Origin of the sequence: Brachybacterium sp. J144, assembly GCF_036321705.1 — a bacterium.
Lineage (GTDB): Bacteria > Actinomycetota > Actinomycetes > Actinomycetales > Dermabacteraceae > Brachybacterium.
Genome location: NZ_JAZDCG010000031.1, coordinates 287,140 through 313,754 on the forward strand (window position 1 = coordinate 287,140; position 26,615 = coordinate 313,754).

Annotated in this window: 27 protein-coding genes; 18 read left to right on the forward strand and 9 right to left on the reverse strand. The window is 73.2% G+C overall.

The genetic code is table 11. The annotated features are described in order from the left end of the window. Position 1 precedes the first annotated feature (1 nt). Positions 2 to 1,609 carry a phosphotransferase gene (locus V1260_RS12875; RefSeq protein WP_329747221.1) on the reverse strand — a complete coding sequence of 536 codons (1,608 nt, stop codon included), beginning with the start codon at positions 1,607 to 1,609 and terminating at the stop codon, positions 2 to 4. A gap of 56 nt (positions 1,610 to 1,665) precedes the next feature. Here V1260_RS12875 and V1260_RS12880 point away from each other — a divergent pair, with 56 nt between their 5' ends. The 7 genes from V1260_RS12880 (at position 1,666) to purM (ending at position 7,629) form a co-directional block, all read left to right on the forward strand. Further along, positions 1,666 to 2,091: a DUF3151 domain-containing protein gene (locus V1260_RS12880; RefSeq protein ID WP_329747222.1), complete on the forward strand. Its 426-nt coding sequence runs from the start codon at positions 1,666 to 1,668 to the stop codon at positions 2,089 to 2,091. A 70-nt stretch (positions 2,092 to 2,161) separates the two neighbouring features. After that, positions 2,162 to 3,448: an adenylosuccinate synthase gene (locus tag V1260_RS12885; RefSeq protein WP_329747223.1), complete on the forward strand. Its 1,287-nt coding sequence runs from the start codon at positions 2,162 to 2,164 to the stop codon at positions 3,446 to 3,448. Next, complete coding sequence (locus V1260_RS12890) at positions 3,445 to 3,840, forward strand: sterol carrier family protein (protein ID WP_329747224.1); 396 nt, start codon at positions 3,445 to 3,447, stop codon at positions 3,838 to 3,840. Before V1260_RS12885 ends, V1260_RS12890 begins: the two co-directional genes overlap by 4 nt. Then, complete coding sequence (locus tag V1260_RS12895; protein WP_329747225.1) at positions 3,837 to 4,607, forward strand: copper homeostasis protein CutC; 771 nt, start codon at positions 3,837 to 3,839, stop codon at positions 4,605 to 4,607. The genes V1260_RS12890 and V1260_RS12895 overlap by 4 nt, the downstream gene beginning before the upstream one ends. Continuing rightward, positions 4,604 to 4,978, forward strand: a complete 375-nt coding sequence (locus tag V1260_RS12900; protein ID WP_329747226.1) for a hypothetical protein — start codon at positions 4,604 to 4,606, stop codon at positions 4,976 to 4,978. Before V1260_RS12895 ends, V1260_RS12900 begins: the two co-directional genes overlap by 4 nt. A 27-nt stretch (positions 4,979 to 5,005) precedes the next feature. Further along, positions 5,006 to 6,469: an amidophosphoribosyltransferase gene (purF, locus tag V1260_RS12905; RefSeq protein WP_329747227.1), complete on the forward strand. Its 1,464-nt coding sequence runs from the start codon at positions 5,006 to 5,008 to the stop codon at positions 6,467 to 6,469. Next, positions 6,466 to 7,629, forward strand: coding sequence for a phosphoribosylformylglycinamidine cyclo-ligase (gene purM, locus V1260_RS12910; RefSeq protein ID WP_329747228.1), 1,164 nt, complete (start codon positions 6,466 to 6,468; stop codon positions 7,627 to 7,629). Before purF ends, purM begins: the two co-directional genes overlap by 4 nt. A 107-nt stretch (positions 7,630 to 7,736) precedes the next feature. Here the strand turns inward: purM and V1260_RS12915 are convergent, their stop codons facing one another. Continuing rightward, a complete protein-coding gene (locus V1260_RS12915; protein WP_329747229.1) occupies positions 7,737 to 7,940 on the reverse strand; it encodes a DUF3073 domain-containing protein in 204 nt (67 codons plus the stop codon). Between the two features lie 257 nt (positions 7,941 to 8,197). Here V1260_RS12915 and V1260_RS12920 point away from each other — a divergent pair, with 257 nt between their 5' ends. From V1260_RS12920 to V1260_RS12930, 3 genes are read left to right on the forward strand one after another with little or no spacing between them, the layout of a single operon-like run. Further along, positions 8,198 to 8,407, forward strand: coding sequence for a BldC family transcriptional regulator (locus V1260_RS12920; protein WP_329747230.1), 210 nt, complete (start codon positions 8,198 to 8,200; stop codon positions 8,405 to 8,407). A gap of 38 nt (positions 8,408 to 8,445) precedes the next feature. Further along, complete coding sequence (locus V1260_RS12925) at positions 8,446 to 9,342, forward strand: alpha/beta hydrolase (RefSeq protein WP_329747231.1); 897 nt, start codon at positions 8,446 to 8,448, stop codon at positions 9,340 to 9,342. A 29-nt stretch (positions 9,343 to 9,371) separates the two neighbouring features. Next, positions 9,372 to 9,857: a hypothetical protein gene (locus V1260_RS12930; protein WP_329747232.1), complete on the forward strand. Its 486-nt coding sequence runs from the start codon at positions 9,372 to 9,374 to the stop codon at positions 9,855 to 9,857. Here V1260_RS12930 and V1260_RS12935 read toward each other — a convergent pair. Beyond that, on the reverse strand, positions 9,830 to 10,921 hold the full coding sequence (locus V1260_RS12935; protein ID WP_329747233.1) for a lysylphosphatidylglycerol synthase domain-containing protein: 1,092 nt from the start codon (positions 10,919 to 10,921) through the stop codon (positions 9,830 to 9,832). The two genes, V1260_RS12930 and V1260_RS12935, sit on opposite strands and share 28 nt — an antisense overlap. 61 nt (positions 10,922 to 10,982) lie before the next feature. On the opposite strand from V1260_RS12935, the gene V1260_RS12940 reads away from it, so the two are divergent. After that, positions 10,983 to 11,318, forward strand: a complete 336-nt coding sequence (locus V1260_RS12940) for a hypothetical protein (protein ID WP_329747234.1) — start codon at positions 10,983 to 10,985, stop codon at positions 11,316 to 11,318. A 24-nt stretch (positions 11,319 to 11,342) separates the two neighbouring features. Continuing rightward, a complete protein-coding gene (gene pcrA / locus V1260_RS12945; RefSeq protein WP_329747235.1) occupies positions 11,343 to 13,955 on the forward strand; it encodes a DNA helicase PcrA in 2,613 nt (870 codons plus the stop codon). Between the two features lie 27 nt (positions 13,956 to 13,982). Here the strand turns inward: pcrA and V1260_RS12950 are convergent, their stop codons facing one another. The 3 genes from V1260_RS12950 to V1260_RS12960 form a co-directional block, all read right to left on the reverse strand. Beyond that, complete coding sequence (locus V1260_RS12950) at positions 13,983 to 16,712, reverse strand: multicopper oxidase domain-containing protein (RefSeq protein ID WP_329747236.1); 2,730 nt, start codon at positions 16,710 to 16,712, stop codon at positions 13,983 to 13,985. A gap of 252 nt (positions 16,713 to 16,964) precedes the next feature. After that, a complete protein-coding gene (locus V1260_RS12955) occupies positions 16,965 to 17,396 on the reverse strand; it encodes a hypothetical protein (RefSeq protein WP_329747237.1) in 432 nt (143 codons plus the stop codon). After that, the gene (locus V1260_RS12960; RefSeq protein WP_329747238.1) at positions 17,396 to 17,653 is read right to left on the reverse strand and encodes a hypothetical protein; all 258 of its coding nucleotides are present in this window, start codon (positions 17,651 to 17,653) and stop codon (positions 17,396 to 17,398) included. The genes V1260_RS12955 and V1260_RS12960 overlap by 1 nt, the downstream gene beginning before the upstream one ends. A 198-nt stretch (positions 17,654 to 17,851) precedes the next feature. Here V1260_RS12960 and sucC point away from each other — a divergent pair, with 198 nt between their 5' ends. The 6 genes from sucC (at position 17,852) to V1260_RS12990 (ending at position 23,848) form a co-directional block, all read left to right on the forward strand. Further along, positions 17,852 to 19,018, forward strand: coding sequence for an ADP-forming succinate--CoA ligase subunit beta (gene sucC / locus V1260_RS12965; RefSeq protein WP_329747239.1), 1,167 nt, complete (start codon positions 17,852 to 17,854; stop codon positions 19,016 to 19,018). A 12-nt stretch (positions 19,019 to 19,030) separates the two neighbouring features. Continuing rightward, positions 19,031 to 19,921 carry a succinate--CoA ligase subunit alpha gene (sucD, locus tag V1260_RS12970; RefSeq protein ID WP_329747240.1) on the forward strand — a complete coding sequence of 297 codons (891 nt, stop codon included), beginning with the start codon at positions 19,031 to 19,033 and terminating at the stop codon, positions 19,919 to 19,921. Between the two features lie 173 nt (positions 19,922 to 20,094). Further along, positions 20,095 to 21,009 carry a CPBP family intramembrane glutamic endopeptidase gene (locus V1260_RS12975; protein ID WP_329747241.1) on the forward strand — a complete coding sequence of 305 codons (915 nt, stop codon included), beginning with the start codon at positions 20,095 to 20,097 and terminating at the stop codon, positions 21,007 to 21,009. 117 nt (positions 21,010 to 21,126) lie between these two features. Next, positions 21,127 to 21,846: a metal-dependent transcriptional regulator gene (locus V1260_RS12980; RefSeq protein ID WP_329747242.1), complete on the forward strand. Its 720-nt coding sequence runs from the start codon at positions 21,127 to 21,129 to the stop codon at positions 21,844 to 21,846. A gap of 188 nt (positions 21,847 to 22,034) precedes the next feature. After that, positions 22,035 to 22,919, forward strand: coding sequence for a C40 family peptidase (locus V1260_RS12985; protein WP_329747243.1), 885 nt, complete (start codon positions 22,035 to 22,037; stop codon positions 22,917 to 22,919). A gap of 86 nt (positions 22,920 to 23,005) precedes the next feature. After that, positions 23,006 to 23,848: a hypothetical protein gene (locus V1260_RS12990; RefSeq protein ID WP_329747244.1), complete on the forward strand. Its 843-nt coding sequence runs from the start codon at positions 23,006 to 23,008 to the stop codon at positions 23,846 to 23,848. A 37-nt stretch (positions 23,849 to 23,885) separates the two neighbouring features. Here the strand turns inward: V1260_RS12990 and V1260_RS12995 are convergent, their stop codons facing one another. The 3 genes from V1260_RS12995 to V1260_RS13005 all read right to left on the reverse strand — a co-directional run bounded on the left by V1260_RS12995 (position 23,886) and on the right by V1260_RS13005 (position 26,331). Then, positions 23,886 to 24,809: an HAD family hydrolase gene (locus V1260_RS12995; protein ID WP_329747245.1), complete on the reverse strand. Its 924-nt coding sequence runs from the start codon at positions 24,807 to 24,809 to the stop codon at positions 23,886 to 23,888. Between the two features lie 91 nt (positions 24,810 to 24,900). Then, entirely contained in the window at positions 24,901 to 25,779 is an 879-nt protein-coding gene (locus V1260_RS13000; protein ID WP_329747246.1) for a putative RNA methyltransferase, read from the reverse strand. Between the two features lie 6 nt (positions 25,780 to 25,785). After that, positions 25,786 to 26,331: a YceI family protein gene (locus tag V1260_RS13005; protein ID WP_329747247.1), complete on the reverse strand. Its 546-nt coding sequence runs from the start codon at positions 26,329 to 26,331 to the stop codon at positions 25,786 to 25,788. Positions 26,332 to 26,615: the final 284 nt, after the last annotated feature.

Consider the following 26,615-nt stretch of genomic DNA (forward strand, 5'->3'; position numbering starts at 1 on the left):
GTCAGCGGGGCAGGATCGAGCTGATGCGACGCTCCTGCGTGGGCGCGTCGTCGTCGGGGTCCGACGGGCCTGCGGGGTCCGGGGCCGCCGACGGCACCGGACCGGCGGACGGCACCGGCCCGGCCGACGGTGCGGGGGCGGAATGCCGGGGAGGTGCGGCGGACTCCGGCCCGGCCGAGCGCGGTGCGGCCGACGGGACGGCTGCGGACCGTGCGGACGGTGCCGCCGACGGGACCGGCGCGGGCTGTGTGGCGGACGGGACGGCAGGCGCGGAGGGCGTCGCGGGAACCGGTGCCGCAGCGGGGGGAGCGGTCCGCGCGAGACGGGCCGTCTCGGCGGAGCGCGCGGCCGAGACCCACTCCTCGGCGACGCGCACGATCGCCTCGGTCGCCGCCTCCCACGCGGCTTCCTGCTGCCGATGCGGACCGGTGGCCAGCGACAGCACCACGCCGGCCGAGCGCAGCGCGAGCTCGGTGGGATCCACGCGATCGGCGAAGACGGTGTGCCAGGTGCGGATCGCGAGCTCGACCCGCTCCTGCATCGCGCGGTCGATCCGTCCCGCGTTGCCGTAGTCGGCGAGGACGCTGAGATGGGCCAGGAGGCAGGCGAGGTCGTCCGCACGGCGGCCCGGGCCGACGGTGTCGATGTCGAGCATCCCCACCACGCGACCGTCCTGCACGAACACCTGCGCCTCGTAGAAGTCGCCGTGCACCACGTCGTGCGGGCGCATGTCCATGCGCTGCTCGAGGGCGGAGAGGCCGTCGCGGATCGTGCGCACGAGAGCATCGAGGCGTGGCCCGAGCGAGGGCAGCGAGGAGGCGACGATCCCGGCGTAGAACTCGACCGAGTCCGTCCACGGCGGGCGCAGCGGCAGCGGGTACATCGAGGCCGGCAGCCGGTCCAGCAGGGCGACCAGGTCCTCGGCGCGGCAGGCGTCCACGCCCTCGTCGATCACGGCCCGGGCGAGCGGGCGCCCGGGGAGCTCCTCGAGCACCACCAGGCCGTCGTGGTGGGCGATCACCGTCGGCACCGGCACCCCGGCGGCCAGCAGCCGTTCGTGCCGATCCACGATCTCGCCGCTGCGATGGGGCTGCATCACCTTGAGGAAGACCGCATGACCTCCCTGTGCGGCGCGCAGCACGGCGCGGCGCCCGGGCCGGTAGGAGACGACGTCGATGACGATCGGGGCCGTCGGGTCCGGGCCGAGGGTCACGCCGAGCCCGGCGAGGGTCCGACCGACCACATCGGGGTAGCAGACCTGCGGCAGCATCGGCAGCCACGGGTCGTGGGGATAGCGCCACACCCGGACGTTGATGTCGCCGTCGGTCATCACCAGGGTCTGCTCGGCGACGTAGAGGTCCTTCTCGCGCTCGCCGATGTGGGCGCTCGCTCCGAAGAGCTCCTCGCGGGCCGGAGCCTGCGGGCCGTCGAGCTCGGGCCACGACACCATGGTGCGGTAGAGGGCCTTGGTGCTGCGACCGGGTCGGTGATCGACATGGTCGAGCTGCCAGCTGTGCAGCACCCCGCCGGAGTTCCCGACGGCGGAGCGGAGCAGCCCCCCTGCTCCGGGCCCGGTGAGGAGCTCCGAGCCGTCCTGCGTTCGTGCCATAGGTCTTTTCTGTTCGGTCCGAGGGATCGTCAGGCGACGGCGCCTACGATGCGTGCATGGCTGATCGTACCGACAACCTCACCGGCACCAACCTCCTGGGGATCCCCGAGACCCGGCTCCCCGACGACTTCGTGGACGTCGAGGTCGCCGCCGAGCTCGAGGACGCAGAGCCCCGCGACGTCGCCGCGCGGCACCCCGAGTCCCCGCTGGCCTGGGCGACCCTGGCCGAGGAGGCGCTCGCCGACGGCGAGGACGTCCAGGCGTACGCCTACGCCCGCACCGGCTACCACCGCGGACTCGATGCGCTCCGTCGGGCGGGCTGGCGCGGCCAGGGCCCGATCCCCGCCTCCCACGCCCCCAACCGGGGCTTCCTCCGCGCCCTGGTGATGCTGGGCGAGGCCTCGTCCCGCATCGGCGACACCGTCGAGGCCGATCGGATCGCCGACTTCGTCCGCGAGGCGGACCGGACCCTGCTCCGTTGAGCCCAGCCTCTGCTTGGTAGGATCGCCGAGGTCCTGCACCCGCACCCCACCCCTCGCCCCAGGAGTCGCCATGCCCGCCGTCGTGATCGTCGGAGCCCAGTGGGGCGACGAGGGGAAGGGCAAGGCGACCGACCTGCTCGGAGAGCGCGTCGACTACGTCGTCAAGCCCAACGGCGGCAATAACGCCGGGCACACCGTGGTCGTCGCGGGGGAGAAGTTCGAGCTCAAGCTCCTTCCCGCAGGCATCCTGTCCCCGCAGGTCACCCCGGTGATCGGCAACGGCGTGGTGGTCAACCTGGAGGCGCTCTTCGAGGAGATCGGAGTGCTCGAGGCGCGTGGCGTGGACACCTCCCGCCTGCGCATCAGCGCCAATGCGCACATCGTCGCCCCCTATCACCAGACCCTCGACAAGGTGACCGAGCGCTTCCTCGGCAAGCGCGCGATCGGCACCACCGGCCGCGGCATCGGGCCCGCCTACATCGACAAGGTGGGCCGCCTCGGGATCCGCGTCCAGGACCTCTTCGACGCGTCGATCCTGCGCCAGAAGGTCGAGGGCGCCCTGCGGCAGAAGAACGAGCTGCTGGTCAAGCTCTACAACCGGCGCGCCGTCGAGGTCGACGAGATCGTCGACGGGCTGCTGTCCTATGCGGAGCGCCTGCGCCCGATGGTGGTGGACACCACCGTGCTGCTCGGCGATGCGCTCGACCGCGGCGAGGTGGTCCTGATGGAGGGCGGCCAGGCCACCTTCCTGGATGTCGACCACGGCACCTATCCCTTCGTGACCAGCTCCAACCCGACCGCGGGCGGCGCCGTGACCGGCACCGGCGTCGGCCCCACCCGGATCGACCGGGTGATCGGCATCGTCAAGGCGTACACCACCCGTGTGGGTGCCGGTCCGTTCCCCACCGAGCTCGAGGACAAGTGGGGCGAGTACCTGCAGAAGACCGGCGGCGAGGTGGGCGTGAACACCGGCCGCCCCCGCCGCTGCGGCTGGTACGACGCCCTGATGATCCGCCACGCGGTGCGCATCAACGGCTTCACCGACATCGTGCTCACCAAGCTCGACGTGCTCACCGGGATCGACGAGGTCCCGATCTGCACCGGCTACGACGTGGACGGCGTGATCCACCGCGAGATGCCGATGACCCAGACCGAGTTCCACCATGCGGTCCCCGTCTACGAGACCCTGCCCGGCTGGAGCGAGGACCTCTCCGAGGCGCGGACCTTCGAGGACCTGCCCGAGAACGCGCAGAACTACGTGCGCCGCCTCGAGGAGCTCGCCGGCTGCCGCATCAGCGCGATCGGCGTGGGCCCCGACCGGGCCGACACCATCGCGGTCCACGACCTGCTGCCGTGAGTCCCCGCCGCACCGATCCCGGGACCGGGCGGGCGGCGCTGCGGGCCTGGGCCCTCGACCCTGGCACCGCACCTCGCACCGTGCTCGCCCCGGCCGTCCGATCGACCCTGGAGGACCTCGCCGAGGAGTACCCCGGTGGGGCCGTCGAGGTGCGCGTCCCGCCCTTCGCCGCGGTGCAGGCGATCGCCGGCACCCGGCACACCCGCGGCACCCCGCCCGCGGTGGTGGAGACCGACGCGCAGACCTGGTTGGGTCTCGCGACCGGTTCCGTGACCTGGGCGGAGGCGGTCGCCGACGGCCGCGTCCGCGCGAGCGGGGAGCGCAGCGACCTCTCCGAGATGCTGCCGCTGCCCGGGGCACGCCGCGCCGTCCGCACCCCGGAGGAGTCATGAGCATCGCCGTCGAGATCGCGGTCCAGGACCTGACCGGGCTCGAGACCGCCGCAGCGGCCGGAGCGGACCGCGTCGAGCTGTGCGCCGACCTCGACCGCGGCGGGGTCACCCCGCCGCCCGACCTGGTCCGCGCCTGCGTCGAGCGGGCCGCCGCCCTGGTCGCGGCCCGGGACGCGAAGCCCCACTTCGACGTGCACGTGCTGATCCGTTGCCGCGCCGGGGAGGGTGACTTCCTGGAGCGCCCCGCGGAGTTCGTCTACTCCGCCGAGGAGATCGAGCTCATGGCGGAGCAGGCCGCCGAGACTGTCGCCGCGGGCGCCGCGGGCGTCGTGATCGGCGCGCTGACCCCGGAGGGCGCCCTCGACGTGCCCGGTCTCGAGACGATCCGCGACGGGGCGCTGCGCGCCGCCCAGTCCGCCGCCCGCGGCGTGACCTTCACCTGCCACCGGGCCGTCGACGTCCTGCCGGACGCCGCGGCGCGCGCTGAGGCTGTCACCACGCTGCTCGGCCTCGGTGTCCACCGGGTGCTGAGCTCGGGCGGCGCGGCGCGCGCCCTCGACGGCGCGGCGGACCTCGCGCTCATGGTCGAGGCCGCCGAGGACCTGCTCGAGATCTGCGCGGGGGGAGGGGTGCGTCCCGCGGACGTGGTCCCCCTCGTGCGCGCCACCGGCGTCGGCTCCGTGCACCTCTCCGCACGCACCGCCGGCTCCTCCACCACCGATCCGGCCGTGGCGACCGCCGCGGTCGAGGCCGCAGGAGTGCTGTGAACACCCAGGACGACCCCACCGCGCAGGACCCGCAGACCGCCGCGGGGACCGGAACCCCAGAGGCCGCGCCCGCGGAGACGGAGTCCCCGGACGTGACGGATACGACGGATGCGTCGGACACGACGGAGACCAGCACCGCGGTGTTCGTGCGCCGCGGACGCACCCCCGCCCTCGGGCTGTGGGTCGCGATCTGCCTCGCGGTGCCCGCCGTCGGCGCGCTCCTGGCCTCGCCCTTCCTCGGACTGCCGGACCTGCCCTCGGTCCTGAACCTGATCCTGCTGGCGATCATGTTCGTCGGCGTCCCGCTCGCCGCGATCGCCGCGCTGATCGATGCGATCCGCCACCGGGGCCCGCGGACGCCGAGATCCTGAACCGCGCCCCTGTGTCAGAATGTGCCGGTGGCACGCGGCGACGGACATCTCTCCCATGACCTGCTCCCCGGGGAGAAGGGGCCGCAGGACTCCTGCGGTGTCTTCGGCGTCTTCGCCCCCGGCGAGGACGTCTCGAAGCTGACCTACTACGGGCTGTACGCGCTGCAGCACCGGGGTCAGGAGTCGGCGGGCATCGCGACCTCCGACGGCTCGCAGATCCTGGTCTACAAGGACATGGGCCTGGTCTCGCAGGTCTTCGACGAGGCCTCGCTCGAGACGCTGCAGGGCCACATCGCGATCGGGCACACGCGCTACTCGACCACCGGCGGCTCCGTGTGGTCCAACGCTCAGCCCACCCTCGGCCCGCGGCCCGTGGGCACCGTGGCGCTCGCCCACAACGGGAACCTGGTCAACACCGACGAGCTGCTCGAGCTGGTCCGCGAGCGGCTCGGCGAGCAGCGCCGCGGCGAGATCGCCCGCGGCAACACCACCGACACCGCCCTGGTGACCGCCCTGCTGAACACCGAGGGTCCTCTCGAGGACGCGCTGCGCGAGGTCATGCCGCGGCTGCGGGGCGCCTACTGCTTCACCGTGATGGACGAGACCACGCTCTACGCCGCCCGCGACCCGCAGGGGATCCGCCCGCTGGTCCTCGGCCGGCTCGAGCGCGGCTGGGTGGTCGCCTCGGAGACCGCGGCGCTGGACATCTGCGGCGCGAGCTTCGTGCGCGAGGTCGCCCCCGGCGAGATGATCGTGATCGATGAGCAGGGACTGCGCAGCGAGCAGGTGCTGCCGGCCCAGCCCAAGGGCTGCGTCTTCGAGTACGTGTACCTCGCCCGGCCCGACACCCGCATCGCGGGCCGCAGCGTCAACGAGTCCCGGGCCGAGATGGGCCGGCGCCTCGCCCGCGAGCATCCCGTCGACGCGGACCTGGTGATCCCGACCCCCGAGTCCGGCACCCCCGCGGCGATCGGCTACGCCCAGGAGGCGGGCATCCCCTACGGCCAGGGGATGGTGAAGAACGCCTATGTTGGCCGTACTTTCATCCAGCCCAGCCAGACGATCCGCCAGCTCGGCATCCGGCTCAAGCTCAACCCGCTCAAGGAGGTCATCGCCGGCAAGCGCCTGGTGGTGATCGACGACTCGATCGTACGCGGCAACACCCAGCGGGCCGTGGTGCGGATGCTGCGGGAGGCCGGGGCCGCGGAGGTCCACGTGCGGATCTCCTCGCCGCCCGTGCGCTGGCCCTGCTTCTACGGCATCGACTTCGCCTCGCGGGCCGAGCTCATCGCCAACGGCCTGGACACCGAGGAGATCGCCCGCTCCATCGGCGCCGACTCCCTCGGCTACATCTCCGAGGACGGCATGATCGCCGCCACCGGCCAGGACCGCGAGTCCCTGTGCACCGCCTGCTTCTCCGGGACGTACCCGGTCGCCCTGCCCGATCCGGTCGCCTCGGCCCAGGGCATCCTCGTCGGGAAGGACGCATGAACTCCACCCAGCCCACCCAGCCCACCCAGGCCGGCCCCGCGCTCACCTACGCCGCCGCCGGCGTCGACACCGCCGCGGGCGACCGCGCCGTCGAGCTGATGAAGTCCGCGGTCGCCGCGACCCACGGACCGCAGGTCCTCGGCGGCATCGGCGCCTTCGCCGGGCTCGTCGACGTCAGCGCGCTCAAGGAGTACCGCCGCCCCCTGCTGGCGTCCTCGACCGACGGCGTGGGCACCAAGATCGCGATCGCCCGCGCCCTCGACGTGCACGACACCATCGGCCGCGACCTCGTGGGCATGGTGGTCGACGACATCGTGGTGGTCGGCGCGGAGCCGCTCGCCATGACCGACTACATCGCCTGCGGCGCCGTGGTCCCCGAGCGGATCGCGGACATCGTGCGCGGCATCGCCGAGGGCTGCCGGCTGGCCGGCTGCGCCCTCGTCGGCGGCGAGACCGCGGAGCACCCCGGCCTCATGGCGCCCGAGGACTACGACGTGGCCGGCGCGGCCGTCGGCGTGGTCGACGCCGAGGACCTCCTCGGGCCCGAGCGGGTCCGAGCGGGCGACGTGGTGATCGGGATGGACGCCTCGGGACTGCACTCGAACGGCTACTCCCTGGTGCGCGCCGTCGTGGCGGCGCAGGGCCTCGACCTCGCAGCGCACGTCGAGGACCTCGGCCGGACCCTCGGTGAGGAGCTGCTGGAGCCCACCCGGATCTACGCCGCCGACGTCCTCGCCGTGCTGCGCGCGGAGAGCACGCGCGGAGCGGTCCACGCGCTCAGCCATGTCACCGGCGGCGGCCTCGCCGCGAACCTCGCCCGGGTGATGCCCGTCGGCCTCGGGGCCCGGCTGGATCGCGCGAGCTGGACCCCCGGCGCCGTCTTCTCCCAGGTCGCCGTGTGGGGATCGGTCCCGCAGACGGACCTCGAGGGCACCCTCAACATGGGACTCGGGATGGTGGCCGTGGTCGCCCCCGAGCAGGCCGACGCGGTGCTCGCCCTCCTCGCCGAGCGCGGCCTCGGCGCCCGGGCGATCGGTGAGGTGCTGGCGGCGGACGGCCTCGGTGCCCCCTCCCGGGAGCTCGAGCGCATCGTCACCGGCGCCAAGGGTGTCGAGGGCGGGTCGGTGCAGCTCGTCGGCCAGCACCCGGGCTGGGTCTGACCGGACCGACCGGGGCCGTCCCCGGAGACGAGCAGAGACGATGCGAGGGCCGACCCGGTGGGTCGGCCCTCGGCAGTCGTCACGGTGCCGGCGATCGCCGGACAGCCTCAGCGTCGGTGGGCGGAGGGGGCGTCCTCCTCGGCCCAGTCGTCGCTGTCCTCGGTCCACTCGTCGCTCTCGGCGGGGGTGGTGGTCTCGCCGCGCTGGGACTGCAGCTCGCGCTGCAGGGCGGTGAGATCCGTCGGAGGGCTGTAGTACTTGAGGTCCCGTGCCACCTTGGTGTGCTTGGCTTTCTGTCGGCCGCGACCCATGGATCTGACCCCCTGTGCGTCTGCTGCCCGGGTGTTCTGGTCGACCCGGAAGATGGCATTGATTCGGATCCCAAGAGTACATGGCGGTGCCAGGATCCGGCTAACGCCGAGGCCCCGGAGTGCTGGAGATCCCTTGCGACTCGTCGTGAAGGGGATTGCGTGTCGACTTCCTGGGAGCGGTAACCTGGTCCGTGCGAGCCGCCGTACCCCCGGGCGGTACTCTCCCCATCCATTTGCCACGCAGGAGGGCCCGAGACATGTCGAACGGAACCACGGAGCGCGACGACGCTCCGGAGGAGCTGCTCACTCCTGCCGAGGTCGCGAAGATGTTCCACGTCGACCCCAAGACGGTCACCCGCTGGGCCCAGGCCGGGAAGCTCTCCTACATGCGCACTCTCGGCGGGCATCGCCGCTACCACCGCCACGAGGTGGTGGACATGCTGCGCTCCACCTCCCGCACCGAGTGATCCCGGATCGGGTCCTCGGCGCCGGCTACGCGCGTCGAGTGCTCGAGCTCGCCCCCGATGACGAGGGCCCCGTCATCGCGGTCCTCGTCCACCGCGAACGGGAGGGAGCGGAGCGGCTCCCCCCGATCCTCCTCCTGCACGGCTGGTCCGACTACGTCTTCGACCGGGAGCTGATGGAGCACCTCGGCTCCCGGGGCCTCGATGTCTGGGGTCTGGACCTGCGCAAGCACGGCCGCGCCCTGCTGGCGGGGCAGACCGCCACCGAGGTCGACCATCTCAGCCGCTACGACGAGGAGATCGACCGCGCGCTGCGGATCATCGGTCGCGACCGCCCGCCGATCCTCCTGGCCCACTCCACCGGTGGGCTCACCGCCGCGCTGTGGACGCAGCGCCGCCCCGGCACCGTCCGGGCCCTCGCCCTGAACTCTCCCTGGCTCGAGATGCACCTCGGACCGGCCACGCGGCGCCTCGCCGATGCCCCCGTGCGGGCGCTCGCGGGGCGCCTGCACCGCCGGCCGATCCTGCCCGTCGGCGCCTCGCACTACGCCCGCACCACGCACCGCGATCACGGCGGGCTGTACGACTACGACCTCGTGATGAAGCCGCCGGGCGGCCACCCGTTCCCCGCCGCGACCCTCGCCGCCGTGCTCGACGGGCAGCGCCGGCTGCGCGCCGCCGGACCCCTCGCCCTGCCGATCCTGGTCCTGCACTCGCGGCGCACCCGCATCGCGCGCCGCTTCTCCGAGCCGATGCGCCGCGCCGACACCGTGCTCGACGTCCGCTCCCTCGCGGCCGCCGCACGCCGCCTCGGGCCGCGGGTGCGCATCGAGCCGGTCGACGGGGCCCGGCACGACGTCTTCCTCTCCGACGCGGACGCCCGCGCCCGTGCCCTGCGCATCCTGGACGACTGGGTCGACCACCTCCCGCTACGATGAGCGCGACCCCGGCGGTGAGGAGGGACGGGATGCCCGCACCAGTGCGTGACCTGCGCTCCCAGGCGCAGAAGATGCGTCGGGCGGCGGACCGCCTCACCCTGCTGCGCCTGCGCCTGGCGAACTCCCTCGGAGAGCTCTCCCGCTCGGAGGACGCCCCGACCCGGCGCTTCGGCGAGGACCTGCTGGACCGCTGGACCGGGCAGGAGTACGCGGAGCTGGGGCGCCTCAGCAGCGGCCTGCGCGGCGCGGCGGGCCGGCTCGAGCGGGCCGCTCTCGCCGAGGAGCGGGTCAGCGGCCGACGCCTCGGCGGCTATGCGGGGGCGGGCTTCCTGGGCCGCGGCGACGACGCGCATCGTCACGTGGACGAGGTGGCCGAGTTCATCGGCACCCGGGAGGGAGCGAGCATCGGCGGCTACCCGCTCGCGGCCGAGTCCGCGGCGGTGCTCCCCGCCCATCCCTCGCACACGCTCGGGATCGACACCCCGGACTACGACGAGCGGGATGACGAGGGCTGAGCCGAACCCGAGGAGCGGGCCATCGCGGCCGCGACCGCGATCCCGCCGCCGACCAGCGGCACCACGAGGGTCGCGACGGCCAGCAGCAGCATCGCCGCGGCGGCGTCTGCCGCGACCACCCCGAGCCCGACGAGCGCCGCCGCGCCGACGGTCTCGGTGATCCCCGCCCCGCCCGGGGTGATCGGGACGAGTGCGAGCACGCGTCCGAGGGCGAAGAGGGCGATGGTCAGCAGCAGCGGCACCTCCACGCCGGCGGCACGCAGCGCGAGAAGCAGCGCCGTCCACTGCATGATCCGTGCGGCGAGCGTGGGCAGCGCGAGGGAGAGGGGCCGACGGCGCAGCAGGTCCACGAGAGCGTCCCGCTGGGCGAGGACGCCCGCGGTGGGGATCGCGTCTCCCAGCTGGGCGAGGCGCTCGAGCACCGCCGCGAGCACGCTGCGGCGCAGGCCCAGTCCGGTCAGGGCCAGGGCGAGCACGCTCCCCGCCACGGCGAGGACCGCCGCCCAGATCCCGCCCGGCAGGGGCAGCGCCGTCGCCGAGAGGGCGTACGCGCCGAGGCCCAGCAGAGGGACGAGGATCGAGGAGACCACGAGGTCCACGAGCGAGGCGGCGAGGATCCCCGTGACGATCGCGCCGACGGCGACTCCGGCCCGGCGCAGCAGCCAGCCCAGCAGTCCGAGGCCCAGTACGGTCCCCCCGGGGAGGGCGAGACCGAGGCCGGTCGCCGCGGCATGCGCCGGCAGGACCGTCCCGAGCCGGGAGCCGGCCACGGCCGTGCGCACGGTGACGGCCTCGAGCACGAGCGCCGCGGCGCCCAGGACGAGCATCGCCGGCAGCGCCCAGGCGGGCATCGTGGTGAGGGCCTCGAGGATCAACGGCCAGGTGGCGCCGGTCGCCCAGGGCAGCGCCCAGGCCAGCATCGCGAGCACCAGCAGCACGGACAGCGCGGCCGCGACCGCACGGGCGGGGGAGACCCGGGGAGGGGTCGGGGTCTCGAACTCCTCGGCGAGCTCCGCGAGGAAGGGAGCCGGGGTCTCGGGAGCAGGGTCGTCGGCCGCGGACATGCGGCGATTCTCGCACGGTCCGGAGCGGGTCCTCCCAGGTGGCGGACCGTAATCTGGACGCATGTCGATCCTCCTCTCCGTCCTCGTCGCCCTCCATCTGATCTGCTGGGCCGTCGGCCTCGGCACCTGGGTCGGGGCCGCCCGCACCCGCACCCCGAACCCGGGCATGGCCCACGCGATCGCCGGGGCCCTGGTGCTCGGGATCATCCTCGCCGCGCTGGTCTCCGTGCTCGGCGACCCGAACCACATGAAGCTCGGCATCAAGCTCCTGATCGGCATCGCCGCCGCCGTCCTGGCCTACATCGCGAACCGCCGCCGCGAGGAGACCCCGTCGGCCGTGTGGTTCGGCATCCCGCTGGCGATCATCGTCAACGTGTTCGTCGCCGTGCTCGTCTGACCCTCGCTCTATCCTGAGGTCCTCATGAGCTCCCTCTTCGACGACCTCTCCCTGCCCGACGCCTTCCGCCGCCTGGACGGCGTGGAGGTCGCGCCCCCGTCCGGCGGCGGAGCGCCTCCCGCCGGGGCGGAGCCGCCGCTCGACGAGGAGATCCCGCCCCACGAGGAGGAGGCACCCCCGGAGGAGGACGCTCCGCCGGAGGAGGACGAGCCCCCATACGCGGAGCTGCCCCCGTCGCCCGTGCTCGCCCCGGCGCTCGCGCGCGCCGCAGCGCCCGCCGGGGACCTCGCGGGCCTCGTCGACGATCTCAACCCCGCCCAGCGCGAGGCGGTCGAGCACCGGGGGAGCCCCCTGCTGATCGTCGCGGGCGCCGGCTCGGGCAAGACCCGCGTGCTCACCCGGCGCATCGCCCACCTGCTGCGCACCCGCGAAGCGCTGCCGGGGGAGATCCTCGCGATCACCTTCACCAACAAGGCGGCCGCCGAGATGCGCGAGCGGGTCGAGGAGCTCGTCGGCCCGATCGCCCGCAGCATGTGGGTCTCGACCTTCCACAGCGCCTGCGTGCGGATCCTGCGGCGCGACGCCGCGGCCGCGGGCCTGAAGAGCTCCTTCACGATCTACGACAGCGCGGACTCCCTCCGGCTGATCACCACGATCGCCAAGGACCTCGAGCTCGACACCAAGAAGCACGCCCCGCGGATGATCGCCTCGCGGATCTCGTCGCTGAAGAACGACCTCGTGGACCCGATCGACTTCGCGGACCGCGCCGAGCTCTCGAAGGACGGCTTCGACCAGACCCTCTCGCGGATCTACACGAACTACACCGAGCGCCTGCGCCAGGCGAACGCCGTCGACTTCGACGACCTGATCGGGCTGACGGTCACGCTGCTGCGCGAGAACCCCGCGATCCGCGAGGGCTACCGGCGTCGCTTCCGCCACCTGATGGTCGACGAGTACCAGGACACCAACACCGCCCAGTACCAGCTGGTGCGGGAGCTGGTGGGCGACGACCCGCACGCCTCCCTCACCGTGGTGGGCGACTCGGACCAGTCGATCTACGCCTTCCGCGGCGCGACCATCCGCAACATCATCGAGTTCGAGCAGGACTTCCCCTCCGCGCGCACGATCGTGCTGGAGCAGAACTACCGCTCGACCCAGAACATCCTCAGCGCCGCCAACGCGCTGATCTCCGGCAACCAGGGCCGCCGCGAGAAGAACCTGTGGACCGACCAGGGCTCCGGCGAGAAGATCACGCTCTACGTCGCGGACGACGAGCAGTCGGAGGCCCGCTACATCGGTCGGCAGATCGACGCGCTCGTCGACGACGGCCGCCGGGCGGGGGATGTGGCGATCTTCTACCGCGCCAACGCCCAGTCCCGCGCGCTCGAGGATCAGCTGATCCGCGTGGGCCTGCCCTACCGAGTGGTCGGCGGCACCCGCTTCTACGAGCGCCGCGAGATCAAGGACGCCGTCGCCTACCTGCAGGTGCTGGCCAACCCGGCCGACGAGATCAACCTCCGGCGCATCCTCAACGTCCCCAAGCGCGGCATCGGGGACCGGGCCGAGGCCGCGATCGCGATGCTCGCCGAGCGGGAGCGGATCGGCTTCGGCGAGGCGCTGCGCCGCGCCGAGGAGGCCCCCGGGATCGCGACCCGCTCGCTGAACGCCGTGCGGGTCTTCGTGGCGATGCTCGAGGACCTCCAGGCCCAGGCCGAGCGGGGCGACGGCCCCGCCGAGCTGCTCGAGGCCGTCCTGACCCGCTCCGGCTACTACGCCGAGCTGCAAGGCAGCGACGACCCCCAGGACGAGTCGCGCCTGGAGAACCTCGCCGAGCTGCTCTCCGTCGCCGCCGAGTTCGAGGCCCAGGTCGAGGCGGAGGCGGCGATCGCGAGCGAGCTCGAGGAGGAGGACGGTATCTCTGCCGACCCCGCCGCCTCGCTGCTGGACCGCTTCCTGGAGAAGGTCTCGCTGGTCGCCGATGCAGACCAGCTGCCCGGTGCCGAGGACCAGTTCGTCACCCTCATGACCCTGCACACCGCGAAGGGCCTCGAGTTCCCGGTGGTGTTCCTGACCGGCATGGAGGACGGCACCTTCCCCCACAACCGCACCCTCTCGGATCCCGATGAGCTCGAGGAGGAGCGGCGTCTCGCCTACGTGGGCATCACCCGGGCGCGCGAGAAGCTGTACCTGACCCGGGCGCAGATGCGCGCCACCTGGGGACAGGCGCAGTTCATGCCCGCCAGCCGTTTCCTCGACGAGGTGCCCGAGGAGACCCTCGACGTGGCCCGCGCCGGCTCGACCCTGAGCGGTGCCGGCTACTCCTCCGGCGCCTACGGGGGGTCCTCCTCCGGCGGTTACGGCGGGGGCGGCCGACGGGGCCCCTCGTTCAGCGGCGGGATCGGCGGCGGTCGCTCCGATGTGAAGCGGCCGAGCCTCGGGTCGGGGCGCAAGCCCACCCCGGCCGCCTCGCTGCCGCAGCTCGCGCCGGGGGACCGGGTCACCCACGACTCCTTCGGGATGGGCACGGTGACGGAGGTCGCCGGTCAGGGCGACAAGACCCAGGTCGAAGTGCAGTTCAAGGCCCCGCACGGCACCAAGCGCCTGCTGCTGCGCTACGCGCCGATCACCAAGCTCTGACCCCCCTCGCGCCGCCCGGCCCGCGGCTCAGGCGGTGACGCGGATCAGCGCCCGCGCCCCGCGCTCCATCTCTACGAAGGAGTGGTTCACGGCGGTGTACGTGCCCGGCTCGTCGAAGACCAGCTCCACGAAGCCGCCCTGGGCGGCAGCGAGGTCGAGCGCCTGCGCCCCGCTGCCGCTGCCGTCCTCGGGGCGCAGCAGGTAGGCGCCCTCCTTGAAGACGGTGTCGAAGACGCCGCCCACCACGTGGAAGGAGATTCCGCGCGAGGGGCCCGCGGCGAGTACCCAGAGTCGCACCCGCTCACCCACCCGGGCCTCGAGCGGGGCATGGACGTACTGGGTGGCGTGGCCGTTGAAGACGGTGAGGTCGGGCCTCTCGGCGGCGATCTTCGCGGGGCTGACCGGCAGGGCGCCCTCGTGCATCGCCGAGTCGGAGCCCGCTGCGCCGGCCGGGACGAGATAGTGCTCCGACTGGACCAGCACGTACTCGCGGTCGGCGGTGGCGAGTTCCGGTGGCGGGACCACGAGCGCCCCGATCATCCCGGCGGCGAGGTGCACCGACATCGGCATGGTGGAGCAGTGGTAGAGCCAGATCCCGGCATGGTCGGTGGTGATCGAGTACTCGAGCCGCTCGCCCGGCGGGATCGTGCGCATCACCGGATCAGGCGCGACGCGACCGGCGTGCAGGTCGAGGGAGTGCCCCATCGACCCGTTGTTGACGAGGTCGACGGTGAGCCGGGCTCCGAGCTCGGAGCGCAGCACCGGTCCGACGACGGTGCCGTCGTACGTCATCGCGTCCAGGGTGACCCCGGGCGCGATCTCGGCGGCGACCTCGGTGACCTGGAGCGTGAGCCGCTGCGGGGTCCCGGAGGGCGCGGGGAGACGCGCATCGCGCGTCGTGTAGCCCGATCCGGGCGCGGCGGTCATGTCGGCGGGCACGCGGGCCAGCTCGTCGGCACCGGAGTCGTTGCCGTGGGCCGCATCGCCCTCGGTCGCTCCCGGAGACGCACCGGTCGCGACGACGGTGAGGGTCATGCCCATCGCACGGTGGCCGACGATCGAGCACCAACCCTCCAGATCGTGGGTGACCACCCCGCCGTCGAGGACGGTCGACGCGCCCGGCTGCAGACGGCCGGACGAGGCGCCGGTGGCGAGGACGAGGTCGTGCACGTCGTGAGGGTCGTCGTTGCTCAGCTCGATCACCAGGGTATTCCCGACCGGGACCTCGAGCAGGTCGGGGACGAAGCGCATCTCGGCCATCGACACCGCGATCGTGGTCGTCTTCCCGGTGGGCGACACCGCCGTGGTGGTTCCGGCGCCCGCACCTGCCGAGGACGGGAGAGAACCCTGGGCACGGTCGAGGGACCCGCCGAGCGCGGTGGCCCCGAGCACCGAGCCGAGGCCAAGCAGCGCCCCGGTGAGCGCGCGTCGCTCCAGGCGGGGGGCGAGCTGCTCGACGGCGGGAGCGGGGGGTTGCGACGTCGGGGGCTTCAGGGACACGGGCACGGCGCCGCGGTGGCGCCGGTTCTCCCGGACGGCGAGCACCATCAGCACCACGAACGCCAGCAGCACCGCGAGGCCGAGCAGGGACAGGATCACGCGGGAGAGCGAGCCGAAGCCCGAGACCTCCGCCGTCCCGAGCGTGAGCGCGGAGAACAGCGCCCCGGACCCGGCGGTGCCCGCCTCGGCGAGCACGAACAAGGCGACGACCAGGTTGTAGGCGACCACGCGCAGCACGGCTCCGCGGCTCATCACGGCGAGACCCGCCGACGTCGCCCGGGGACCACCGCCCAGGGTCACCGGCAGCAGATGGCTCATCGCGCCGAACAGCACCTGCAGCAGGAAGCCGGCGACGAACGGGACGGTGAGCTGCTGGACGTCGGCGGCGACGAGCGACGACACCATCTGCGCATCGGCCGAACGCCACCACATCGTCAGCAGTCCCGTCGTCGCGACGACGAACCAGCCCATCCCGGCGGCGATCGACAGGATCGGGAACAGCGCCGGCGGCACCCGGTGTTCCTGGCGTGCGCTCTGTACGGCGACCCGCACCAGGGTGATCGCGACGGCTGCGAACGAGCCGAGATAGCCGAGGAGCGCGGCGCAGCCGATCAGGGTCGAGCCGGTCAGCGCCCCCGCGACCGCGAGGAGGACGGCGATCAGCATGCCGAGCAGCCCGCCCGAGGCGCGCTGAGCCGCGTCCGCCGGGAGGCGCGTGCGCAGCACCGTCGGCCACAACGTCAGCAGCGTCCCGGTGACCGTGAGCCCCACGAAGCCCAACACGTTCACGACCTGATGGGCGAGCAGCAGCCGGCCCTGCCAGGGCTCGCCCGGACTGAAGGCCATCACCGCGCCAAGCACGGCGCCGACGGGCAGCAGGCACGCCGCCGCGACGTACGTGCGGACTGTGGCGGCGAAGCGAGGCGCCAGCGCCGCCCGGATCTGCGCACCGAGCGCCGCGGCGTACCAGAGCAGCGCCGCGGAGACGGCCAGCGCGCCGAGGACCACGAGCCACGGCCACTCCGGCAGCATCCCCGCGATCGTCAGCATCACGCCGACGGTCAGCAGGCGCAGCCGGGCGAGCTGCCGGCCCCTCGTCTCCTCGGCCAGACGGGTCTTCAGCAGCGCCTCCGCGACGTGCTGCCCCCAGATCATGATCGACGTGGTGATCAGCCCCAGCGTGACCATGTGGACCATCAGCCAGCGCGCCTGTGGCACCCACTGGTGCCCGATCACCACGAGGACGAGGGCGAGCATCCACAGGAGAATGGGGCGGGAGGCGCGGCGATGCCACGCGCCGCGCCCGGTGGCGGGGGCGGGACCTGCGGGACGACGGGGAGAAGCGGGGGAGGACGGCACGGTCGGGAGCACCTCGGGGCAGGACGTCGCCGGGACGGCGGCGGTCCGGGCAGGGACGGAACGGGGCCGCTCCAGGCTAGGTCCGGGTGTTCGCGCTCCCGTCGGCGAAGGTCCCGTGGGCGAGGGTCCCGTGGCGTGCCCGGGGCGGGCTCAGCCCCGGCCGGACCCGTCGTCGGCGTCGCGACGTCGCGCGGAGAAGACGGACACCCCGGCGGAGAGCACCATGATCACGAGCACCGCGATGACCACGCCGGTGAAGGGGATCGGGATCCCCGCCGCGGCGAGCACCGCCCAGATCGCGAGCAGCGAGGCACCGATCAGCACGGCGTCGCGGAAAGCCCGCAGCAGGCGGGGGATGAGGTTCGCCCGCTTCACCCGCCGCTCGGCGACGGTGTAGTAGGCGGCGGCGTCCTTCTGGAGCCGCTCCCCGAGGGGCCGCTCCTGGTGCGCGGTGCGCGGCCGCTCCTCGCCGGCCCCGGCCTCGAGAGCCTTCCCGGCGGCGCGCACGTAACCGGCGACGTCGGGCCCCTGCTTGCGGGCGGTGTTCCGCGCCGCCTTCGCGTAGGTCTTCCAGTCGGACATCAGCGGTCCTCCTCGCGCCAGCGGATGTCGCCGCCGCCCCGAGGAGCGGGGGAGCGGGGCCGACGAGCGCGGTAGTCGGCGTAGTAGGAGAGCCCGACGTTCAGGCCGATGGTGATCAGCAGCGAGAGCATGAAGCTCGCGAAGGTCGAGCGCAGACCCGCCAGGCGCAGCACGATGAAGAGCACGCCGATGGTGACCACGCTGATGACGAGGTGGTCCTTGATGCGCCCCAGGAGGCTGCGGGAGCGTCGGCTCATCCCGGCATGGTAGCGCCGCCACCTGGACGCCCCGCGGCCGGAAGGCGCATTCCTGATCGCGACGTGAGACTCCGCGCACACTGCTCCGGGCCGCGGTCTGCAGGGCCCGAGCGCGTTAGGCTGGCCGTGTTCTCAGGGGCGGCATCGAGGCCGAAGGCGGCCTGCCGCCCGCTGCCGACATCGAGAGGAATGCACCCCGTGGACCTGTTTGAGTACCAGGCCCGCGATCTCTTCGAGAAGCACGGCGTGCCCGTGCTCGGAGGAGTCGTCGCGGAGGATCCGGCCACTGCCAAGGCTGCCGCCGAGCAGCTCGGCACCCCGGTCGTCGTCGTCAAGGCGCAGGTGAAGACCGGAGGCCGCGGCAAGGCCGGCGGTGTGAAGATCGCGAAGTCCCCCGAGGAGGCGGAGCAGAAGGCCGCCGAGATCCTCGGCATGGACATCAAGGGCCACACCGTGCACCGCGTCATGGTCGCCGCCGGGGCGGACATCGCCGAGGAGTACTACTTCTCGCTGCTGCTGGACCGCGCGAACCGCAACTACCTCGCCATGTGCTCCGTCGAGGGCGGCATGGAGATCGAGCAGCTCGCCGTCGAGCGCCCCGAGGCCCTGGCCCGCGTGGCCGTGGACCCGAACGTGGGCATCGACGCGGCGAAGGCGCAGGAGATCGTCGAGGCCGCGCGCTTCGACGCCGAGACCGGCGCCAAGGTCGCCCCCGTGCTGCAGAAGCTGTGGGACGTCTACCGCGAGGAGGACGCGACCCTGGTCGAGGTCAACCCGCTTGTCAAGACCGGCGCCGGGGAGATCGTGGCCCTCGACGGCAAGGTCACCCTCGACGACAACGCGGAGTTCCGCCACGAGGATCACGCGGCCCTGGTCGACGCCAAGACCGAGGACCCGCTGGAGGCGAAGGCCAAGGCCCTCGACCTCAACTACGTCAAGCTCGACGGCGAGGTCGGCATCATCGGCAACGGTGCGGGCCTGGTCATGTCCACCCTCGACGTCGTCGCCTACGCCGGCGAGGCGCACGGGGTGAAGCCCGCCAACTTCCTCGACATCGGCGGCGGCGCGAGCGCCGAGGTGATGGCCAACGGCCTCGACGTCATCCTCGGCGACGAGCAGGTCACCGCGGTGTTCGTGAACGTCTTCGGCGGCATCACCGCCTGCGACGCGGTCGCCAACGGCATCGTCGGCGCCTTGCAGAAGCTCGGCGACGCCGCCACCAAGCCGCTCGTCGTGCGCCTCGACGGCAACAACGTCGAGGAGGGTCGCAAGATCCTCGCCGACTTCGCGCACCCCCTCGTCACCCAGGCCGACACCATGGACGGCGGTGCCGCGAAGGTCGCCGCGGCCGCCGCAGGAAAGTGAGCAGCACCCGACATGTCTATCTTCCTTGATGAGAACAGCAAGGTCATCGTCCAGGGCATGACGGGCTCGGAGGGCATGAAGCACTCCCAGCGCATGCTCGACTCCGGCACCCAGATCGTCGGCGGCGTGAACCCGCGCAAGGCCGGGCAGTCCGTCTCCTTCGAGGGCGGCCACGAGGTGCCCGTCTTCGGCACCGTGAGGGAGGCCATGGAGGCCACCGGCGCGAACGTCTCGGTGGTCTTCGTGCCGCCGAAGTTCGCGAAGGATGCGGCGCTCGAGGCGATCGATGCGGCGATGCCGCTCCTGGTGGTCATCACCGAGGGCATCCCGGTCAAGGACTCCGCCGAGTTCTTCAACTACGCCCAGTCGAAGGGCACCACCCGCATCATCGGCCCGAACTGCCCGGGCCTGATCAGCCCCGGGAAGTCCAACGCCGGCATCACCCCGGCGAACATCACCGGTGCGGGGAAGCTGGGCCTGGTCTCCAAGTCCGGCACCCTGACCTACCAGATGATGTACGAGCTGGCCGACATCGGCTTCACCACCGCCATCGGCATCGGCGGAGACCCGGTCATCGGCACCACCCACATCGACGCCCTCGAGGCGTTCGAGAAGGACTCGGAGACCGTGGGCGTCGTGATGATCGGCGAGATCGGCGGCGACGCCGAGGAGCGTGCCGCCGCGTACATCAAGGACAACATGACCAAACCCGTCGTCGGCTACGTCGCGGGCTTCACCGCCCCCGAGGGCAAGACCATGGGCCACGCCGGCGCGATCGTCTCCGGTTCCGCCGGCACCGCGCAGGCGAAGAAGGAGGCCCTCGAGGCCGCCGGCGTCAAGGTGGGCAAGACCCCCACCGAGACCGCCGACCTCATGCGCGAGATCATCAAGGGCCTCGCCTGACCCCATTCTGAGCGGGAGCGTCACGCGCTCCTGAGCGCGACGTCGCCGTGCAGCGCCCCGGACCCCCACCAGGGTCCGGTGGCTGCTCGTCCCCGCGGCAAGGTGTGGTGTGGGGGGGGCATCCTCGACCGAAGGAGGGGTCCCGCGGCGGAGCGCTCGGCGAGAATGGGGCGGTGACCACCGCTGACGTCGGAGCCCCCGCACCCCGCAACCCCGAGGCCGCCGCCCCGCGGCAGGCCCCCGCCGACCGGCCCGCCGTCGTCGGCGCCCTGATCTCGCTGTTCGTCCTTGCAATCGGCGTGACGATCGGGCTGAACCCCGAGGGCGTCGTCGTCTCCCGCGATCCGGGCTACGCCCCGATGCCGGTGCCGCTGCTGATCGTGCCCGCTCTGCTCGCGATCGCGCTCACCCTGCTGCTGCCGCGCGGCCGCGGCGACGCGGAGGTGGGCGTGCGCCGGCCCCGCGCCGTCCGCGCCGAGGCCGCGCTGCTGGTGCTCCTCGCGTGCGGCTTCCCGCTGCTGGTGCCGCTGCTGCCCACCGACGAGGACTACGTGCTGGCGAAGGCCGTCATGTTCCTCCTGGTGCCGATGGTGCTGCTCGCGCTGTCCGCCCGGCGCCGTGGGCCGTCGATCGAGATCGGACGCCCCGGGGTGCGCGGGTGGGTGATCGTCCTGCCCGCGCTGGTGCTCGGCGTGCTCTCCACCCTCGGGCCCTTCTCCTCGGGCGGGCCCTCCGCCTGGCCGCCCCTCGCCCTGCTGCTGATCGCCGCGACGGCCACCGCGATCACCGCCGGCGTCGGCGAGGAGCTCCTCTACCGGCGCCTGCTGCAGACCCGGCTCGAGGCGCTCGTCGGCTCCGGGACCGGGCTGCTGCTCGCCGCGATCCTCTTCGGCCTGATGCACGTCCCCAGCCACGGCGACGGGTCGCTGTGGGCGAGCACGGCGCAGGCCCTGGCCCTCCAGGGGACCACCGGCATCGCGCTCGGCCTGATGTGGCGGCGCTGGCGGAGGCTGTGGGTGTGCATCCTCGCGCACCTGCTGCTCAACGGCTTCGGCGTGCTCCTGCACCTGGTGGGGCTGCTCGTCTGATCGGGGGACGCGAGCGGGAAGGCGTCCGCTCCGGCTCCGCCGCCCGCGAACGCGGCCCGACCCGTCGGCCCGCCGGATAAGCTGGACGACGCCAGTCGCGCCGACCGAGGAGGGCCTGTGTCCGGAGATCTCATCGACACCACCGAGATGTACCTGAAGACGGTGTTCGAGCTCCACGAGGCGGGAGTCGCGCCGATGCGGGCGCGGATCGCGGAGCGCCTCGGCCACTCCGGCCCCACGGTCTCGCAGACGGTCGCCCGCATGGAGCGCGACGGACTGCTGCACCTCGACGACCAGCGCCGCATCCGGCTCACCCGAGAGGGCGAGGAGATCGCGACCGACGTCATGCGGAAGCACCGCCTCGCCGAGCGGCACCTGCTGGACGTCATCGGGCTCGACTACCCGCACGTCCACGAAGAGGCGTGCCGCTGGGAGCACGTGATGAGCCTCGAGGTCGAGCAGCGCATCGCCGCGCAGATCCGGCCGCCCTACGTCGATCCCTACGGCAACCCGATCCCGGGCCTCGCGGCCCTCGGGATCGACGAGACCGCGCTCACCCCCGAGGGTAAAGACTCCGCCTCCGCCGTCTCGGAGCTCGTGGAGGTGGTCGCCGACGGCGAGACCCGTGCCGTGCGCCTCGAGCGGATCGGCGAGCGGGTGCAGTCCGATGTCGCGCTGCTCGGCGACCTCGCACGTCAGGGCATGATCCCGGGAGCGGACCTGGAGGTCGAGCGACTCGCCTCCACCCTCGTGCTGCGCGGCCCCGAGGGGGGAGAGGTAGCGGTCACCGAGGTGGTCGCCGGCCAGCTGCACGTCAGTCTGCCGACCGCTCGGTAAAGGGTCCGTCAAGCTCTCCCCAGAACCTTTCGGTCGAGCTGTCCCGAAGCCCGCTCAGCTCCTAGTCTCGGGGTGCACCGCGGGACCAGGACTCACGGTGACCCGCCCGGAACGCCCCATCGCGCACCGGATCGGAGAGCGAGACGCCGAGAGCGCGAGGACCACGGTCCAGGGGCAGGGAGCTGAACGTGTCGAAGACTGCGATGAACACCCACCGCCGTGCCATGCGCCCGGTGACCCCGGCCGTGCGCGCCGGGCGCGCCGCCGCCGGGACCGCGATGGCCGCCGCCATGCTGCTCGGCGGTGCCGCCGCCGCGACCGCCGATCCCGCCGCCGAGGCCCCCGCCGCCCCGCAGGCCGACGCCGCCCCCGCCGTGCTCACCCCCGTGAGCGCCCCCGCCGTCGGCATCCCCGCCGCCGAGGCGTCCGCGAGCGCCGCGACCGTGATCGCCCCTGCCGCGACCATCTCCATCGAGCTGCCCGAGCCCGAGCCCGTCGTCGAGGAGACCCCGGCGGAGGACGAGGACGAGCAGGAGGGCACCTCGGAGGAGACCGAGTCCCGCGACGAGGACGAGTCCGCGGACCGCTCCACCGAGCGCGAGAGCCGTGAGGAGTCCTCCGACGAGGACGAGTCCGACTCCGACGAGTCCGACTCCGACGAGTCCGACTCCGACGAGTCCGACTCCGACGAGGAGTCCTCCGAGGACGAGGAGCAGAGCGAGGCTCCGGCCTCCGCCGCGAAGGGCAGCTCGGTCCTGGCCACCGCCCGCTCCGGCATCGGCACCCCCTACGTCTACGGCGGCTCCTCGCCCTCCGGCTGGGACTGCTCCGGCTTCGTGCAGTGGGTCTACGCCCAGCACGGCATCAACCTCCCCCGCACCGCGGGCGCGCAGGCCGCCGCCGGCACCGTCATCCCCCGCTCCGAGGCTCGCCCCGGCGACCTGGTCTACAAGCCCGGTCACATCGGCATCTACGCCGGTGGCAACCAGTTCGTCGACGCCGGCAACCCCCGCGTGGACACCTCCGAGCGCAAGATCTACTCGGGCGACTGGACCTTCATCCGCGTCGGCTGATCGCCCCAGCGCCGTTCCGGCCCCGCCTCCCCTCCGGGAGGCGGGGCCGCTCCCGTTCCCGGGGGAGGGCCGGGTACCGTGGAACGGTGCCGACCTCACGCGCTCTCGATCCCGTCCGCGACCTCCTCGCCACGGCGCTGCTGCTCGTCGCGACGGTGCTGGGGGCGGCGTGGCTCCCCGCCGTCTGGCTCGAGGAGAACGTCGTGGACCAGGAGGGCTTCCTGGCGATCGCGCAGCCGCTCGGCTCCGATCCGGAGCTGCAGCGCGAGCTCTCCGACTCCGCCGTCGAGGAGGTGCTCGGGAACGAGAGGGTGCCCGGCTGGCTCGCGGACTCGATCCGGCCGACGCTCGAGGAGCAGGCCGCGAGACTCACCGGAACCGGCGGCTACCAAGCCGTCTGGGACGAGGCGATGGTCCAGCTCCACGGGGCCCTGTTCACCCCCGGCGGGAGCCCCGTCGACGTCGACCTCGCGCCCCTGGCCGATGAGATGCTCACCGCCGTGGAGGACGCGGTGCCCTTCGTGAGCGTGCCCCGCCCCGAGGACCTCACCATCACCCTGTTCACCGTCCCGGACGTACCGCTGCTCTCCCGAGCCGAGGTGCTCGACCCCTGGGCGCACCGGCTCGGGCCGATCGCCCTGGTGCTCGCCGCCCTCGCCCTGCTGCTCGGCGCACACCGCCGGATCCTGCTGGTCCTCGCCGGGCTCGGCGGGATCGCCGCCGGGCTCGGCGACTGGTTCCTGGCGCAGCGGATCGAGCAGATCGTCCCCGACCAGATCGACCAGGCCGCCGTCCTGGGGTCGATCGTGCAGGCGTTCCAGGAGCGCTTCGCGGCGGAGGTGGGGCCCTCGGCGGTGATCCTGCTCGGCGTGGGCGCCCTGCTGGCCGCCGCCGGGCTGGTCCTGCTGGGTCTGCGGCACCGCAGCTGAGCTGCGCGGCGGGAGGCAGGCGCCGCCCGACGGCGGATCAGAGCAGGCCGAGCCGCTCGAAGGCGTGGAGCACGCCGTGCTCGGCCGGAGGTGGCACCTCGAGATCCGCAGCGGCGAGGACCTCGGCGCGCGACCCCCGGATGGCGACCCCCGTGCCGGCGGCGCGGAGCATGCCCAGGTCGTTCATCCCGTCACCGATCGCGATCGTGTCCGCGACGGGCACCCCGAGGTGCTCGGCGAGGAGGAGCAGGCCCTGGGCCTTGTCCACCCCGGCGAGATGCAGCTCGCCCGAGCCGAGGCCGTCCGGGGAGATGGAGTTGGGCAGCGCCCCGAGCTCGGGGCCGATGTCCTCCGCGAGGGCCTCGATCGGCACGGGCGAGCTCCAGACGGTGATCTTCGCGGCCGGCACCTCCGCGAGGCGATCGGTGGTCCTCACCGCAGCGAGGAGGTCCTCGGTGCCGCGGCCGCGATCCCCCTCGGCGGGGACCACCGATCGGCGGGGACGCTCGCGCAGCTGCTGCGCGGACCGCTCGGTGCACCACAGGGCTTCGGGAGCCTCGAGCACGAAGGCGGCGCCGTGCGCCTCGAGCACGTGGACCGCCCGCGTGGTGACCTCCGGGGGCAGACGCTCATCGCGCAGCAGCTCCGCGCCGATCCGCACGTGAGCACCGGCGGAGGTGATCCAGCCGTCGAAGAGCGCGGCGACGTCCTCGGCGACGATCGATCCCGGGCGCCCCGTCGACAGCAGCACGGCATGTCCGGCCGCGCGGGCGGCCAGCACCGCCTCGGCCTGGGCGCGGGGCACGACGCCGTGCCGGGCGAGCGTCCCGTCGAAGTCGAGGAAGGCGGCGCGACGGCGCAGTGCGGGAGTCTCGGGAGGCTCCGACCGCTCGCGGGCGCCGACGGGGGCTCCCGCGTCGGGGGGCGCTGCGGGGACGGACGACGGGGCGGAGGGGGACACGGCGCTCCTGGACGGTCTCGGCGGCGGTGAGGCCGCACGGCGGCACGGAGCCTCCAGCCTAGGTGACGTGGACGTGCCGGCGGCGTTCGCCTCAGCGGGGGCGGTGCGCGCTGAGCCGCACGTCGAGGCGCACGGCGAGTCCGTCCGTGGACGCGAGGGCGGCCCCGACGGTCGCGGGATCGACGTGGCGGGCGCTCGGTGTCATCGCCACCAGATCCTGCGCCTGCTCGGCGGTGAGGACGAGCTCGCTGTGCACCTCGCGCTCCGCGACGAGGGTGAACAGCGGATCGAGAGCGCGGTGCAGTCGCTCCTCCTTGCGCGGGTCGACCGAGACCATCCCCGGCACCACTTCGCGCAGCTCCGCCAGATGAGCCTCCGCCGGGCGCGCCACCAGCAGGGCTCCGCCCGGGCGCAGCACCCGCGCGAACTCTCCCGGGTTCCGCGGCGCGAAGACGTCCAGAAGCAGGTCCACGGACCCGGTGGCGAGCGGGAAGGGGGCGAACACGTCCCCGGTCACCGCGGCGGCCCGCTCATGGGCTCGCGCCGCGGAGCGCAGCGAGCGCGCCGAGGTGTCCAGGCCCAGGCCCACCGCTCCGTCGAAGCGCTCGAGCATCCCGGCCAGGTACCAGCCGGGTCCGCAGCCGGCGTCGAGCACCGTCGAGCGCTCGTCCTGCCGCAGGGCGGGGACGGTCTCCTCGGCGAGATCCCCGAGGGCGGTGAGCAGCGGGTCGTAGGCGCCGGTGGTCAGGAACCGCTCGCGGGCCCGCGCCATCGACTCGTCATCGCCCGAGACCGCTCCGGCTCCGCCGAGCAGCGAGACGTAGCCCGCGCGGGCCCGGTCGAAGCTGTGCCGCTGCGGGCAGCGCAGGGAGCGCCCGTCGGCCGTGAGGGTGTCGGCGCAGGTGGGGCAGCGCAGCAGCGGGAGCCAGGCGGCGAGCGCGGGAGGGAGATCGGCGGGGGAGGGGGTCACCCGTGCTCAGGCCCGCTTGACCAGGGAGAGCTCGAACTCGAGCTGGATGCTCTCGGAGACCAGCAGGCCGCCCGAGTCCAGCGGGGTGTTCCAGGAGATGCCCCAGTCGCGACGGTCGATGCGACGGCTGCCCTCGAGGCCCGCGCGGACCGCGCCGAAGGGGTCGTTCTCGATGCCCACGAGGCGCAGCGGCACCGCGAGATCGCGGGTCACGTCGCGGATGGTCAGGGCGCCGTCCACGATCCAGCTGCCCTCGTCGACTTCCTCGATGCGACCAGCCACGAAGGTCATCTCCGGGTAGGTCCCGACGTCGAAGAAGTCCGCGCTGCGCAGGTGCTCATCGCGCTGCGGGGTGCGCGTGTCGATGCTCGCCATCTGCACGGTGAGGGTCGCGGACGAGGCGGAGGGGTCCTCCACATCGAGCACCAGCGTGCCGCTGACCTCGTTGAACGCCCCCCGCACCTTGGTGACCATGGCGTGACGGGCGGCGAAGCCGATGCGGGTGTGGGTGGGGTCGATGTCCCAGGTCCCGGACAGCGCGGAGTCGGTCATGGTGGCCTTTACTGGTCGGAGGCGGTCCGCCGGGAGGGGCGGCACCGCCGGGGGTCGGGGGTCGTGAGGCCCCCGGGTCGCAGTGATCGACTGCCTGGTCGATCGACGGAAACCTACCAGGGCCCCGGGGCGGGGTCCATGTCGCCCGATCCTCGACCGCAGTGCCGAGCGATCCGAGAGGTGTGCCGAACGGTCGGGCGGCAGAGCGGCGACGGGCCGCGGCGCCTCAGCCGCGGGACGTGCCCCAAGCGGCCCCGCTCCCCTCCCTGGGCCCCCCGAACAAG